A 12,765-nucleotide genomic window follows, 5' to 3' on the forward strand; every position below is an offset into this window, starting at 1 on the left:
CCAGGTCGGCAAGTTTTCGTGCCAACTCGCCGTGTCCGAGGCGAAGGTGGTGACCATGAACGCGACGGAATTCTGGGACGGGCTCCACGAACGGCGATCGGCCGGAACGCCGAAGGTGAACACGAGACTGGCCGAGATCGCCGGCCCGCTGACCCCGGGCACGGCGCTCGATCTCGGCTGCGGTGGCGGGGGAGACGCGCTCTGGCTGGCAGGCCGAGGCTGGCGGGTGACCGCTGTCGACATCTCCGGCGCTGCCGTGCGCTCGCTGCGGACACGCGGCGAGCCGATCACGGCGCTCCGCGTCGACCTGGCCGAAGACTTCCCCGGCGGCACCTTCGACCTGGTGTCCGCGCTGTACTTCCACACGCCGTTCGCACTGGACCGGGCCCGCGTGCTGCGGACCGCCGCGAACGCCGTGAAACCCGGCGGACGGCTGATCGTCGTCGATCACGGCTCCGCCGCACCGTGGTCGTGGGACCAGGACGCCCGATTCCCCACTCCGCTCGAAGTGGCGGCCGGGCTCGGACTCGACCCGGCGGAATGGTCGATCGACCGTGCGGACGCCGACGAACGGGAGGCCACCGGCCCGGCGGGTGAGACCGCGACCGTCGTCGACCACATCCTGGTGCTCCGGCGGGCAGAGCGGTGAGCCGCAAACGCGACGCCGGGCCACCTTCCACCGGAGCAGGTGAGAAGGACGTGCTCGCCGGTTTCCTCGACTACCTGCGCTCCGCTGTGGTGGCCAAGGCCGACGGGGTGCCGGCGGACCTGGCACGGACCCCCGGCGTGCCCTCCGGCACGAACCTGCTGGGCCTGGTCAAGCACCTGACGCAGGTGGAACGGCACTGGCTGCTCGGGCACCACGTCGCCGACTGGAAAGCGACGTTCCATCCGGCCACCGGCGACACGACGGCGTCGATTCTCGCCGCCTACCAGGAAACCATCGACGAAGCGAACGCCGAGATCGCGTCCTGGGACGACCTCGCCGCGAAGGGGCCCCGCCGGGGATCACGGCGCTGGACGCTGACCCACCTGATCGAAGAAACCGCACGGCACGCGGGACACGCCGACATCCTGCGCGAACTGATCGACGGCGCCACCGGGCGCTGAAAGGGAGATCTCCATGTTCCACCGAGCCGCCGCGTTCGTCGCGGCCCTCGCCCTGCTGACGGCCTGCGCGTCACCGCCGTCCGCCCCGGCCTACGAGAACGTCACCCGCGGCGACCCGGCTTTCGCGCAAACGTTCCGGCACGAGTTCGCCGACGTCGACGGGGTGAAGATGCACTACGTCACCGGCGGGAAGGGAGCGCCGCTCGTCCTGCTGCACGGCTGGCCGCAGACCTGGTACGGCTGGCACCGCGTCATGCCCGCGCTGGCCGAACACTTCACGGTGTACGCGCTCGACCTTCCCGGACTCGGCGACAGCACCGGATCTCCGCCCGGCTACGACAAAGCGACCCTCGCCCGCTACGTGCACGGGCTCGTCGCCGGAAAGCTGGGCCTGCGCGACGCCCGGATCGCCGGACACGATCTCGGCGCCGCCGTCGCGTTCCAGTACGCCGCGCAGTTCCCCGGCGATATCGCCAAACTCGCCTATCTCGACCTTCCGCTACCGGGTCCCGCGCTCGACGCGACGGCCTACCGGAACCTGAGCTGGCACATCGCCTTCCACTCGCAGAAGACGGTTCCCGAAGCCGTCGTCGGCGACGACGTCCGCGAGTATCTCTCCCTGTTCTATCCCCAGGTCGCCTACTCGGGAACGGCCTTCGGCGGGCCCGGGGCGCCGCCGCCCTTCGACGACGCCGAGATCGACGAGTACGCCCGCACCTACACCAGGCCGGAGGTCCTGCACGGCGGCTTCGAGCTCTACCGCACACTCGGCCAGGACGCGGCTGCGAACGTCGGCGCGAAGCCCATCACCACGCCCACTCTGCTGATGACCGCCGAAGGACTCCTCGAACCGCAGAAGGCCACGCTGGCGCCCCGCGTCGCCGATCTCGCCCGCGCCGTCGACGTGCCGCGGGCCGGGCATTGGCTGGCCGAGGAGAATCCGGAGTTCGTGAGCGCGGAGCTGGTCGGGTTCCTGAAGTAGGTTGCCGGTGCTCGACGGTCTTGCCATGCTTCGCTCGTGTCCTCACCTTCCATGCCCACTTTGGACGTCCTCAACCGTCCCCTCCGCGAACAGTTCGACGTGTTCCTCGACGAGCATCGCCGCGTCCTCGACTCCTGCCTGGAGGGACTGACCGAGGAACAGGCGCGGCGGTCGCTCGTGCCCTCCCGGACGACCCTGCTCGGGCTCGTGAAGCACGCGACCTTCGTGGAGAAGGTGTGGTTCGACGAGGCCGTCACCTGCCGCTCGCGCGCCGAGATCGGGATCCCCGACACGCCGGACGAATCGTTCGTCCTCGACGAAGAGGACACGATCGCCTCCGTGCGGCAGGCGTACCGCGAAACCTGCGAGGCGTCACGCGAGGCGGCGTCGAACCTCGAACTGGACGACCTGGTCCGCGGCAACCGGCGCGGCCCGCTTCCGTTGCGCTGGGTGTACCTGCACATGCTGCGCGAGCTCGCCCAGCACGGCGGCCACGCGGACATCCTGCGGGAGCAGATCCTGAGCGCTTAGGCATTGGTCCGGGTGGTCTGACGGGAGACAGCGTTGTGAAAGCCACTTTCGCAACCCTCAAGGTTGCGAAAGTGGCTTTCACAACGCGTTCCGCGGGATCGCGTCCCCGGCGTGACGACCGTTCGCGGGGGCGCGCGCGAAGCAGGCAACCGGAGGTGGCGGGCAGGCGGTGGGTCGCGGTGGTCGTGAGTGGTAAGTGTCGTTCTAACGGCACTTACCACTCACGACTGTTCCCGTGTCAGGAACGGGTCAGCGTGACCCCGTAGTTGTTCGCCGCGTCCACGACGGGCTGGTAGTAGGAGTACGAGCCGGTCGCGTTGGAACCCTGGTTCCAGCCGCAGTCGTGGCCGTCGTTGGGACCGCCGGAGGTCATGCCCTGCGCGGTGTTGCCCGCGATGTAGGCGCCGCCGCTGTCCCCGCCTTCGGTGCAGACGGTCGACTTGGCCAGCCCGGTGGTGGCGACGCTTTCCCCGCTGTAGCGCACGGTCTGGTTGTAGGCGGTGATCTTGCCGCAGGTCCAGCCGGTGGTGTTGCCCGCCTTGCACAGCGTGGTGCCGACCGGGGCCTTCGAGCTGCCGGTGATGTTCACCGTGGTGCCCTTGCGGGTGTCCACGTAGCCGCGGCCGGTGTCCTCGTCGTCGATGTCCATCAGGCCCATGTCGACCGACGGGAACTCGGTGGCGACACCGCGTCCGATGTGGACGCCGTTGCGGTTCAGGATGTCCGGGTTGCCCTCGACGCAGTGCCCGGCGGTGAGCAGCACGTTGTCGCCGTCACTGGTGGTGCCGGGGAAGCCGAGCGAGCAGTTGGTGCCCGGGTCGAGGTCCATGATCTGGCCGGGGATGACATCGGCCTGGGTGGTGTTGCCGTTGGCGACACCGGTCCGGACGGCGACGCCGGGCAGCGCCGAAAGCCGCCGGACGAGGGCGCCGTCGGCACCCGGCTGCACGGTGACGACGACCTGGTCGGCCGCGAGTTCCGGACCCCACGACTGCACCTGGCCGACATCGCCGCCGATCACCTTGCCGACGGTGTCGGCCAGGGTGTTCAGCGCGTTCTCGCCGCGGGCGCCGACACGCGGCGTCAGCCCGGCCGACCGGATCGCCTGGGCGGACCCGGCGTCGGCGGCGTTCACCACGAGGGCGCCGGCGTCGTCGAAGTACGCGCCGTCGGTGTGCAGGCCCCGCGTTCTGATGCTCTCCAGCGACGAGATCAGGTTCTTCTCATGGTCCAGCTTCTGCGCGGCCTGCAGCGGGCTGACCCGGAGCTGGGCGGCGAGGGTCTCCAGCATCGTCTGGTCGTAAGCGTTGGCCGGTGCGGCGGTCGCCGGGACGGCCAAGGCACCGATTCCGGCACAGACACTCAGCAGAGTGAGCATGACGGGTCCGCGAATACGCATGCGAATTCCTTCGATAAGGAGGGAATGACGAACCGCCGGAATATGTACTAAAGGCAGGGACCGGGCGGTTCATCTCGACGTGACGCACGTTACGAGCGCGCGCCTATCCCTTCGTAGCGCCGAAAGTAGGTTCCGTGATCGCGGTACTACTTTCGTATGCGGAAAACGCGAATTGCCTGCGCTTTCAATTGCGCGGAAGTGTCATTGTCCCAAAAGTGTCAGCGTTCGTGCTGTCGAGATAGGCGTCGAGAGCGGCGGCGCCCGACAGCATCGCGCGGCCTCGGGCCGAGAGCCGGGAATGCCAGTCGCGCAAGGTCGATTCGAGCGGCACGACGCCACCGGCGGACCGGACCTGCTCGATCAGCGGTGCGATCCGCTCCAGGAGATAGCCGCCCCGCCTGAGCTGATGGGTCAGCTTGGCGTCGCGGACGTCTGCCGCGCTGTAGACGCGATAACCCGTCCGCGGATCGCGTTCGGGCCGGAGCAGGCCGGCGAGTTCCCATTTGCGCAGGGTGGCGGGCCGGACGCCGAGTTTCCGGGACAGCGGGCCGACGAACAGGTCGCCCCGCTCCTGCGGCACGGGCTCGAGGTCGCGGAGCGCGGCCGTGACGGCCTGGAGGGTGCGGCGGTCTTCGAGCAGCTGCGCGTGGCTTTCGTCGACGAGCCGCAGCGCCTCCTCGACCGCGCCCCGGTTGACCGCCGCCATGATCGACACCGCCGTCGCGTGGCCGTGTCCGGGTACCAGGGCCAGGAAGGCCCGCAAGGCTCGCGCGTGCAGTGACGTGTAGGTGCGGTAGCCGTGCGGGCTGCGTTCGGCGGCGGGGAGGATGCCGTCCGCCTCGTAGTTGCGGACGGCCTGTGTGGACAGACCGTGCTCACGCGCCAGATCGACCGGCCTCAGCCGTTCGCCGGTTCGGAGGTTGCGGCCCACTCGCCCCACGATACAAGTTTTGGGGTTTCACTGATCGCGCGAGGATTCCGCCCGCCGTTCGTACCGCGCGCGGGCCAGCCCGTATGCCGTCTCGAGCAGTTCGCGGGTGGCCGCTTCGGTCTTCGACCCCGGATTGACGATCGCCAGCCAGCCGGCGGACCCGTACACGGGATGGGCGATCACGGTGTCCTCGACGCCGGGATCGACGTCGGTTCCGGCCGCTTCCCGGGGCGCCCGGCCGAGCCGCTTGGCGAACTCCTCCTTCCCGGCGTGGATGTTGACGCGGAACGTGTCCGGCCGGTCCAGGCGCGAGGTCTCGTCGCCGGGGTAGTTCTTGGTCACGATCGTCGCGAAGGGCTGGACGTTCGTCGGGACGACGCCGTCGGGGGAGTAGTAGAAGAACGCGTCGCCCCAGCTGAGCTCCGGCCAGTCGTCGCCTGCCGAGGGGGTGAGGGCCAGGACGCCGTCGAGGCCCGCTATGAGGCCGATGATCTCTTCGGTGGTCATGTGCTCAAGCGTCGCATTAAAGTGCTTGTGGAGGGTTCGACGAGGTTTTCGTGGGAGTGATGATGGCAAGTCTCAAAACTGCGGAGATCGCGAGGCGGGCGGGATACTCCGTCCAGCAGGTGCGCAACCTGGAACGCGACGGCGTACTCCCGGCGGCGACGCGGACGGCGTCGGGCTACCGGAACTACGGGGAGATCCACCTCCGGTCCGCGCTGGCCTATCGCGCGCTCGCCGCCGGCGTAGGGCCTGTCGAGGCCAAGAAGATCGTCCAGGCCGTGCACCGGGACCCGCTCCCCGAGGTACTCGCGCTGCTCGACGCCGCCCACGCCGGGCTCGACGCCGAACGCGCGGACCTCCGAGAGACCAGGGAAGCCGTCCGGGTGATCTCCCGCGAACCGATCGAGGACGTGCGCGGCTCGGACGCGATGAGCGTTTCCGAACTCGCGTCGGCGCTCGGCGTGCGTCCCTCGACGCTGCGGCACTGGGACGCGGAACGGCTCGTCGTGCCCGACCGCGATCCGCGGGGGACGCGGCGGTACACGCCGTCGCAGGTGCGGGACGCGCGGATCGTGCACCAGCTGCGGCTGGCCGGATACCGCGTCGAGCCCCTGCGCACGCTGATGCCGGAGTTGCGGCGATCGCGGCGGCTGGAGGACGTCGCTTCCGCGCTCGCCGCCCGGGACGAGGGCATCGAGGCCCGCTCGCGGGCACTTTTCGAGGGGACCCACCACCTCTATCTCTGCTCCGCGGACGCCACTGGGTAGGCGGTAGCCGCCTGTTCTCGCACGGGCTTCAGGACCGCCACGTTCGCCCCAGGCGCACCAACAGTCACAGCGGCTGCGCGTGAAGGCCCCCTTCACGCGGCTCAGCCGAGGAAACTCGACCTTCACGCCTCGCCGGGTACATGAAGGCCCCCTTCCTAGCGCCAGGCGCAAGGAAGGGGGCCTTCATGTACCGCGGGAGGGCAAGCGCAGGTACCGAGTCGGTCCGGGCGGCCGCTCACGAGGAGATGCGTTCCCGCAGGGCCGCGAGCGCCTTGTCGGCGTGGACGTCGAACTTCAGCTCGCTCTTGATCACCGCGAGGATCTTGCGGTCGGTGCCGATCACGAAGGTGTGCCGCTTGGCGTGCAGCGGGCTGAACCGCCGCCAGACGCCGAACTGCTTCGCGACAGCACCGTCCACATCGGACAGCAACGGGTAGTCGAAGCCGTGCAGACTGGAGAATTCGCGCTGTTTGGTGACGCCGTCCGGGCTGATCCCGACGCGGTGGGCGCCGACTTCCCCGAATTCCGCGGCCATGTCGCGGAAGTGGCAGCTTTCGGCGGTGCAGCCACCGGTCATCGCGGCCGGATAGAAGAACAGCACGACAGGGCCGGTGGACAGGAAGTCCGACAGTGTGCGGTCCTTGCCGGTGTCGTCGGGCAGGGTGAAGTCCGGGGCGAGGTCTCCTTGGTCCATGTCCCACATTCGGAGCCCGGGGCGCCCCGGATTGGTCTCAGCGGGTGCAGCGCCAGAAGACCGTCGCGTCGTACGGAGACAGGACGAGCTTGTCGTACTCCTCACAGTCCTTGAATCCGGCCCGATCCGCCTGGGCCCTGGCGTCCTGGCGGGCATAGAGGAGCGCGAAGCCGAACCTGCTGGCACCGTGGCCCACGAACTCCTTGGTCTCCAGCGCGCTCGCGGAAGCCGGGGCGGCGATCATGCCCAGGACGATGACTGCGCCGAGCAGGATTTTCCTCATGACGACCACGCTAGGGCCGGATCCGCCCGCGAATCGCCCGCCGGCCGGGTGCCCCTCCGGCCTCCGATCGGCGTAGGTGCTTTCTCACGACGCGCGGGGCGGGAAACGGATATCGTCGCGGCATGTCTTCTCGCAAGGTGGGCACGCAGCGTGCTTTCGACGCCGCCGCCGCCGATTTCACCGCACTGGGGCGTCATCTGTGGGAGCCGATCGGCGCGGCCACGGTGGCGGCCGCCGGGCTCGGTGAAGGATCCCGGGTCCTCGACGCCTGCTGCGGCACCGGGGCTTCGGCGCTTCCCGCGGCGCGGGCGGTCGGGGCCGGTGGCCTGGTGGACGCGATCGATCTTTCCGGCCCGATGATCGGCGAGTTGCGCCGGCTCTCGGCGGACCTGCCGCAGTTGCGCGCGCGGGAAGCCGACGCGACGGCTTGGGAAACCGGCGGTTACGACGCCGTGTTGTCCGCGCTCGGCATTTTCTTCTTCCCCGACATGACGGCCGGGACCGAACGGCTGATCAGCCGGGCCCGTCCTGGTGGGCGGGCGGTGTTCACCATCTGGCGGGAAGGGGCCATGGTGACGGCCGGTCGTCATGCCGGGCGGGCTATGGTCGCGGTGACCGATTCCGAACCGCCGCCGGAGCGGGAGCCCGGCCTGATCGACCGGATCAACCAGGCCGGCCCGTACGCCGAATGGCTTTCCGGCCGGGGTCTGTCCGATGTGGACGTCGAGGTCAACGAACTGCGACTGACGATGACGCCCGAAGTGGCGTGGCTGGTGGTCATCGGTTCCGGCTTCCGGGGCATCGTCGACGGTCTCGAACCCGATGTCGTCGAGCGGGTCCGCGAGCGCTACCTCGAATCGTTGAGCGCCGAGGGTGTCACCGAACTCGACGCCACCACGCTGGTGGGCTCCGGCACCGTCCGCTGATCGAACGGCGTGCCGGATCCGTTCCACTGAACGGTTCGGGCATGCTGTGCCCCGCACACGAAAGTCGGGGAGGAAACGGCATGACCGAGGTACCGGAATCCGTCGTTCCGGAACGGGTGGACAGCCCGGTCCGGCAGGCGGCGCCGTCGAGCAAGGTCGGCCGGTGGCTGATGGAGCACCGCGTCCAGCCGGTGGGGCCGGAAAGCCATGAGGAGCACGCCACCCCGCAGTCGTGGTGGAAGGTCATGTGCCTCACCGGCGTGGACTACTTCTCCACTTTGTCGTATTTGCCCGGCATCGCGGCCTTGGCCGCCGGCGCGCTCTCACCGCTGGCGACGTTGCTGATCGTCGCGCTCACGCTGCTCGGCATGCTGCCGATGTACCGGCGTGTGGCGAAGGAGAGCCCGCACGGCCAGGGGTCGGTCGCGATGCTCGAAAACCTGCTGCCGTTCTGGCGCGGCAAGCTGTTCGTCCTCGTGTTGCTCGGGTTCGTGGCGACGTCGTGGATCATCACCATCACGCTGTCCTCGGCCGACGCCACGGTGCACGCGCTGGAGAACCCGCACGTGCCGTCCTTCCTGCACGGGCACGCGGTGCTGATCACGGTGATCCTGCTGCTGATCCTCGGCGGGGTGTTCCTGCTCGGGTTCAGCGAGGCGGTCGGGGTCGCGATCCCGCTGGTGGCGGTGTTCCTGCTGCTGAACGCCGTGGTCGTGGTCGCCGGGGCCGGCGAGGTGATCTCCGAGCCCGCCGCGCTCGACCGCTGGACCGACGCGCTCACCTCCGGCGGAGGCGGATTCGGCGGTGTCGTCGGACCGGCGATCCTGGCGTTCCCCTTGCTGGTGCTCGGATTGTCCGGTTTCGAGACCGGTGTGAGCATGATGCCGCTCGTCGCGGCCAAGGGCGAGAACGCCGAGCAGAAGCTGGCGAACCGGATCCGCAACACCCGCAAACTGCTCACCGTCGCCGCGCTGATCATGTCCGTGTACCTGATCGCGACCAGTTTCGTCACCACGGTCCTGATCCCGGCGGACAAGTTCAAACCGGGCGGCGAGGCGAACGGCCGGGCGCTGGCGTACCTCGCGCACGAACTGCTCGGCGAGTGGGTCGGCACCGCCTACGACATCAGCAGCATCCTGATCCTGTGGTTCGCCGGGGCGTCGGCGATGGCCGGGCTGATCAACATCGTGCCGCGGTACCTGCCCGCCTACGGGATGGCCCCGGACTGGGCCCGCGCCGTGCGTCCGGTGGTGCTCGTCTACACCGCGATCTGCATCCTCGTGACGATCATCTTCAACGCCGACGTCAACGCGCAGGCCGGGGCGTACGCCACCGGGATCCTCGCGATGATGGTGTCCGCGTCGGTCGCCGTGGCCATCTCCGCGGCGAAGAAGCGTCAGCGCAAGGCCGCGATCGCGTTCGCCGTGCTGACCCTGATCCTGATCTACGCCTTGGTGGAGAACGTCATCGAGAAGCCCGACGGTCTCACCATTTCCGCGTTCTTCATTCTCGGCATCATCGTCGTTTCGCTGGTTTCGCGGGTCAGCCGCACCACGGAACTGCGGGTGGAGCACATCGAGTTCGACGAGCCCGCTCGCCGTTTCCTCACCGACTCGATCGCTTACGACGGCGCGCTGACCATCATCGCGAACCGCCGCCAGGCCGGGGACGGCGACGAGTACCGGGCGAAGGAGGCCGAACAGCGCGGCCTGAACCCGGTGCCGGGCGCCGCCGACGTCCTGTTCCTCGAAATCGACGTCATCGACCCGTCCGGATTCAGCGACGTGCTGAAGGTCCGCGGTGTCGAGATCGAGGGTTTCCGCGTGCTCCGCGCGGAAAGCCCCGCGGTCCCGAACTCGATCGCCGCCATCCTGCTCGCCTTGCGGGACAACACCGGCGTGCGGCCCCAGTGTCATTTCGAATGGAGCGAGGGCAACCCGCTCGGGCATCTGTTCCGCTACCTGATCCTCGGGCACGGGGACACCGCCCCGGTGGTCCGGGAGATCATCCGCACCAGCGAGCGTGACCCGGCGCTGCGCCCGGGTATCCACGTCGGCTGACGCCCCGCGATCAGTCCTCTGGATGCGGTCCTTGCACACGCAACGACCGCATCCAGAGGACGAAACGCGAAGAGTTCGGTGTACAGTCGTTCACTCAAACCGGGTGAACGGCGGGAACGGGTGCGACCAGACAACGACTCCTCTGTCCGGGGCCGCGGGCAAGGCCCGTTCGGCTCCTGGCTGCTCGGTCCGCTCGATCAGGACACGGCCGTGCTGCGCCGCCGCGTCCAAGGGCTGCTCACCGGCACGCTGATCGCGACCAATGTGATCGGCGCGCTGGTCGTGGTCGGGCTGGCGGCGCTGCTCATGCCCGCTCCCGGCATGTCCGGCGATCTCGTCCGGGTGACCGCGATCGCGGTCCCCGTCTACGTGGTCTCCGCCGTCGTCGTGGGCGCGTTGTGGGGCACCCGCGGTGCGCTGCGGACGTTGCGCTGGGCGGCCGAAGGCCGGACGCCGACCGACGCCGAACGCGCCGCCAGCCTGCGGGTGCCGTTGCGCCTGACGCTGGTCCAAGCCGTGCTGTGGGGCGTCGCGACCGTCGTGTTCGGCGCGCTGGCCGCACTGGTGCAGCCGCGGGTCGTGCTGACCGAACTGCTCGTCGTCGCGTTCGCGGGAGTGGTCGTCTGCGCGATCGCCTACCTCGCGAGCGAATTCATCCTGCGGCCGTACGCGGCCTTGGCCTTGGCGGGCACCTCGCCCGCGCGGCGGCTCAGCGGCGGGGTCAACCTGCGGATGTTGCTGTTCTGGTGCCTCGGCACCGGGGTGCCAGTGGCCGGGCTGGTGGTCACGGCGATCCTGGCGTGGGTGCGCGGCGACGTGTCGACCACGAAACTCGCCGTCTCCGTGATCGTGCTGGGGCTGGTGGTGCTGTGCTTCGGCCTGCTGGTGACCGTGTTCACCGCCCGCGCCGTGGTGAACCCGATCCGGTCGGTGCAGCACGCGCTGGGCCGGGTCCGGGCCGGTGACTTCGCCGTGGAGATCCCGGTCTACGACGGCACCGAACTCGGCCTGCTGCAGGCGGGCTTCAACGGGATGGCCGCCGGTCTCGCCGAACGCGAACGTTTGCGGGATCTGTTCGGCAGGCACGTCGGCGAGGACGTCGCGAGCGAGGCGATGCGCACCACCACCGCCGAACTCGGCGGCACCGTGCGGACGGTTTCGGTGCTGTTCGTCGACCTGATCGGCTCGACCGCGCTGGCCGCGAGCCGTCCGCCCGAGGAGGTCGTCGGGCTGCTCAACCGGTTCTTCGCGGTGGTGGTCGACGAGGTCGACCACAACCACGGGCTGGTCAACAAGTTCGTCGGCGACGCCGCGCTCGCGATCTTCGGCGCGCCGGCGCGGCTGGAGGACCATGCGACCCTCGCGTTGTCCGCGGGCCGGGCGATCGCGCGCAGGCTGGCGGCGGAGGTGCCGGAATGCCCGGCCGGGATCGGCGTGGCGACCGGCGAGGTGGTCGCCGGGAACGTCGGCGACCTACGGCGGTTCGAGTACACGGTGATCGGCGATCCGGTCAACGAAGCCGCCCGGCTGACCGAACTGGCGAAGAACGTCGAAGCGCGGCTGCTCGCTTCGTGGACGGCGATCGAGTCGGCGGACGAGGCCGAAGCCGGACACTGGAAGGCGACGGAGGCCGTCACCTTGCGAGGCCGCGGCAAGCCCACCACACTCGCGACCCCGAGGACCTGAACGGTGCCGGATTCACAGTCCTTGTGAAGGGTCCGTGAATCTTGCGCGGCGGCCACGTGCCGCCGTCTGCGGACCCGGTGTTTCCTGGCTCACGAGCGCGCCTCGGATCTGTGAACGATCACAGGGGTTCCTTCGCGTCCGGTGAGGGCGTTGTCCCCGGAGCCGGCGCGGCGCACGGTTGATCTCCCCATCCCCGTGTCAAAGGAGACATCTGTGAAGAGCCTTTCGAGGGCCGTACTGGCCACCGGAGCCGCCGTCTTCGCGCTGAGCATGCTGCCCGCCACCGCCCTCGCGCAGCCCGGCGACGCCGGGGACCGCCCCACCGGCCTGATCAAGACCCAGACCCACACCCAGGTCCGCGAGGTCGCACCGGTCGCGGGGAACGCGCTCACGGTCGCGTCGACGCTCGCTTCCAAGCAGCTGAACTACACCCAGCAGGTCCAGCAGCAGAACCAGTGGTGCTGGGCCGCGGACGGTTCGAGCATCGAGCGGTCGCAGGGCGGCACCGCCACGCAGGCCCAGTTCTGCGCCGCGGGCAAGGGCACCTCGGCCGGGTACTGCCCGAACCAGGCGGCCCAGATCCCCGAGATCGTCCGCGGTTTCCGCGGCACCGGTTTCTCCGCGCAGGACGCGGGCGGGCCGATCAGCTTCAACTCGGTCGTCAGCCAGGTCGACTCCGGGATCCTGAACCTGACGGGGATCTACTGGACCTCGGGAGGCGGCCACGCCGAGGTGATCTACGGCTACGACTCGGCGAACCAGTCGATCATGGTCGGTGACCCGTGGCCGACGTACCAGCGCTACCAGACCTGGAACTACAACCAGTACCGCAGCAACGGCCAGTTCCGCTGGAACGACACCATCGTCAACATCCGGAAGGGCTGAGACGCGG

Annotated in this window: 14 protein-coding genes; 9 read left to right on the top strand and 5 right to left on the bottom strand. The window is 69.3% G+C overall.

What is annotated here, in order from left to right; translation table 11 throughout:
- Window positions 1–55 precede the first annotated feature (55 nt).
- Genes B0293_RS15545 through B0293_RS15560 form a run of 4 tightly spaced genes read left to right on the top strand, consistent with a single transcriptional unit; the run spans window position 56 to window position 2,623 of the window.
- A complete protein-coding gene (locus tag B0293_RS15545; RefSeq protein WP_209437280.1) occupies window positions 56–649 on the top strand; it encodes a class I SAM-dependent methyltransferase in 594 nt (197 codons plus the stop codon).
- Window positions 646–1,110, top strand: a complete 465-nt coding sequence (locus B0293_RS15550; protein ID WP_005156668.1) for a DinB family protein — start codon at window positions 646–648, stop codon at window positions 1,108–1,110. The genes B0293_RS15545 and B0293_RS15550 overlap by 4 nt, the downstream gene beginning before the upstream one ends.
- 13 nt (window positions 1,111–1,123) lie before the next feature.
- On the top strand, window positions 1,124–2,092 hold the full coding sequence (locus B0293_RS15555; RefSeq protein ID WP_005156669.1) for an alpha/beta fold hydrolase: 969 nt from the start codon (window positions 1,124–1,126) through the stop codon (window positions 2,090–2,092).
- Window positions 2,093–2,143: 51 nt separating this feature from the next.
- Window positions 2,144–2,623 (top strand): DinB family protein, encoded by a 480-nt coding sequence (locus tag B0293_RS15560; RefSeq protein WP_005156674.1) that lies wholly within the window; start codon window positions 2,144–2,146, stop codon window positions 2,621–2,623.
- Between the two features lie 238 nt (window positions 2,624–2,861).
- Here B0293_RS15560 and B0293_RS15565 read toward each other — a convergent pair whose 3' ends face one another.
- From B0293_RS15565 to B0293_RS15575, 3 genes are all read right to left on the bottom strand, one after another.
- Window positions 2,862–4,022 carry a S1 family peptidase gene (locus B0293_RS15565; protein ID WP_005156679.1) on the bottom strand — a complete coding sequence of 387 codons (1,161 nt, stop codon included), beginning with the start codon at window positions 4,020–4,022 and terminating at the stop codon, window positions 2,862–2,864.
- 184 nt (window positions 4,023–4,206) lie between these two features.
- On the bottom strand, window positions 4,207–4,953 hold the full coding sequence (locus B0293_RS15570; protein WP_005156682.1) for a TioE family transcriptional regulator: 747 nt from the start codon (window positions 4,951–4,953) through the stop codon (window positions 4,207–4,209).
- Between the two features lie 27 nt (window positions 4,954–4,980).
- On the bottom strand, window positions 4,981–5,460 hold the full coding sequence (locus tag B0293_RS15575; RefSeq protein WP_005156685.1) for a DUF6194 family protein: 480 nt from the start codon (window positions 5,458–5,460) through the stop codon (window positions 4,981–4,983).
- A 62-nt stretch (window positions 5,461–5,522) separates the two neighbouring features.
- Between B0293_RS15575 and B0293_RS15580 the strand changes: the two genes are divergently transcribed.
- Window positions 5,523–6,224: a MerR family transcriptional regulator gene (locus B0293_RS15580; protein WP_039917764.1), complete on the top strand. Its 702-nt coding sequence runs from the start codon at window positions 5,523–5,525 to the stop codon at window positions 6,222–6,224.
- 235 nt (window positions 6,225–6,459) lie between these two features.
- On the opposite strand, the gene B0293_RS15585 is transcribed toward B0293_RS15580, so the two are convergent.
- Together B0293_RS15585 and B0293_RS15590 are read right to left on the bottom strand one after the other, a co-directional pair.
- Window positions 6,460–6,918, bottom strand: coding sequence for a peroxiredoxin (locus B0293_RS15585; RefSeq protein ID WP_005156689.1), 459 nt, complete (start codon window positions 6,916–6,918; stop codon window positions 6,460–6,462).
- A gap of 37 nt (window positions 6,919–6,955) precedes the next feature.
- A complete protein-coding gene (locus B0293_RS15590) occupies window positions 6,956–7,201 on the bottom strand; it encodes a hypothetical protein (RefSeq protein ID WP_039917767.1) in 246 nt (81 codons plus the stop codon).
- A 122-nt stretch (window positions 7,202–7,323) separates the two neighbouring features.
- On the opposite strand from B0293_RS15590, the gene B0293_RS15595 reads away from it, so the two are divergent.
- From B0293_RS15595 to B0293_RS15610, 4 genes are all read left to right on the top strand, one after another.
- A complete protein-coding gene (locus B0293_RS15595) occupies window positions 7,324–8,127 on the top strand; it encodes a class I SAM-dependent methyltransferase (RefSeq protein ID WP_005156695.1) in 804 nt (267 codons plus the stop codon).
- Between the two features lie 80 nt (window positions 8,128–8,207).
- Window positions 8,208–10,187 carry an APC family permease gene (locus B0293_RS15600; protein WP_005156696.1) on the top strand — a complete coding sequence of 660 codons (1,980 nt, stop codon included), beginning with the start codon at window positions 8,208–8,210 and terminating at the stop codon, window positions 10,185–10,187.
- A 120-nt stretch (window positions 10,188–10,307) separates the two neighbouring features.
- Window positions 10,308–11,873: an adenylate/guanylate cyclase domain-containing protein gene (locus B0293_RS15605; protein ID WP_039917770.1), complete on the top strand. Its 1,566-nt coding sequence runs from the start codon at window positions 10,308–10,310 to the stop codon at window positions 11,871–11,873.
- A 213-nt stretch (window positions 11,874–12,086) separates the two neighbouring features.
- Window positions 12,087–12,758, top strand: coding sequence for a papain-like cysteine protease family protein (locus B0293_RS15610; protein WP_005156698.1), 672 nt, complete (start codon window positions 12,087–12,089; stop codon window positions 12,756–12,758).
- Window positions 12,759–12,765: the final 7 nt, after the last annotated feature.

Source organism: Amycolatopsis azurea DSM 43854 (assembly GCF_001995215.1).
GTDB lineage: Bacteria > Actinomycetota > Actinomycetes > Mycobacteriales > Pseudonocardiaceae > Amycolatopsis > Amycolatopsis azurea.